This is a genomic window from Winogradskyella immobilis (genome assembly GCF_021887715.1).
Classification (GTDB): Bacteria; Bacteroidota; Bacteroidia; order Flavobacteriales; family Flavobacteriaceae; genus Winogradskyella; species Winogradskyella immobilis.
Genome location: NZ_JAIQXX010000052.1, coordinates 1 through 1,118 on the forward strand (window position 1 = coordinate 1; position 1,118 = coordinate 1,118).

The 1,118-nt window shown below is 29.5% G+C and carries 1 protein-coding gene; it reads left to right on the top strand.

What is annotated here, in order from left to right:
• Positions 1-192 precede the first annotated feature (192 nt).
• Entirely contained in the window at positions 193-897 is a 705-nt protein-coding gene (locus K8Z87_RS13775) for a DUF6090 family protein (RefSeq protein ID WP_227478158.1), read from the top strand.
• Positions 898-1,118 lie beyond the last annotated feature (221 nt).

Here is a 1,118-nt window from a genome sequence, read left to right on the forward strand (position 1 = left end):
AGCCAACTTACGAAAATCCTCGCGGATTTTCTATTCAGTAATTATTTGCTAACTTTACACTAAACCAACGCAACAAAGCATACACAAACACGTTGTGCTTCATTATCCAAAACTCGAATGAATTAATTATCCTACCTTTCGAGAAACAGCTAATCAATGATAAAATTCTTTAGAAAAATACGTTTCGACCTAATGGAAAAAAATAAAACTGGAAAGTATTTTAAATATGCTATTGGAGAGATTATTCTTGTTGTTATTGGAATTTTGATTGCATTAAGCATTAATAACTGGAATGAAGATAGAAAAACTAAAACCTATGAAAAACAAGTTTACACACAAATTTATAAAGATATAAAGGCAGATAGCTTAAACCTTTCTCTTGTCATTAACTTTTACAAACAAAAGGATACTTTAATGAATCGAATTCTTCACGATAGTGTGCCTTCAATCGCTTACGACACCATAAATAATAAAAATCAATTTACATTTCCCTACGGTATCCGTCTTATTACGAATTCTGATAATGTAACGAACACAAAAAAAGGATATCAACTTTTTAAAACATTTAATACAATAGGTATAGAATCTGATTCACTCTCTTTTTCTATAGAAGACTATTATTCGAAAGCGATCATTAACGAAAATTATGAAGAGGTTCGAAACGCTACCGATAGAAACATTGCTGAATTTCAACAAAAAGATTGGTTTCTAGATTTGGCAGTAAATCATAAATTAAATCTTGACTATTTAGATTATATTAATAATAGTAGAGACTTTAAAATTCGAGTTTTTGATTATCAACTTTTTGCTATAAAAAATTACAACCGAGATTTGATACAACAACAAGAACTTGCAGAGATAATTAAAGAAAGAATTAAAAATAGATTAGAAAAATAACGAAAGCACAACAACGTGTATAATTCATTGCTTGGTCTGTGTGTACTCGGAAAATCCTATCGGACTTCCCTCTGGTTCGTTTTTGTTTACTAACTTAGTCCTAGCCAACGCAACTAACCATACACGAACACGTTGTGTGTAATTGAAGAAAAAATCGAACTATGAGAAAAACATTTTACTTTTTAATAATAATTCTATTAATTTCAAACTTGTCATTCGGA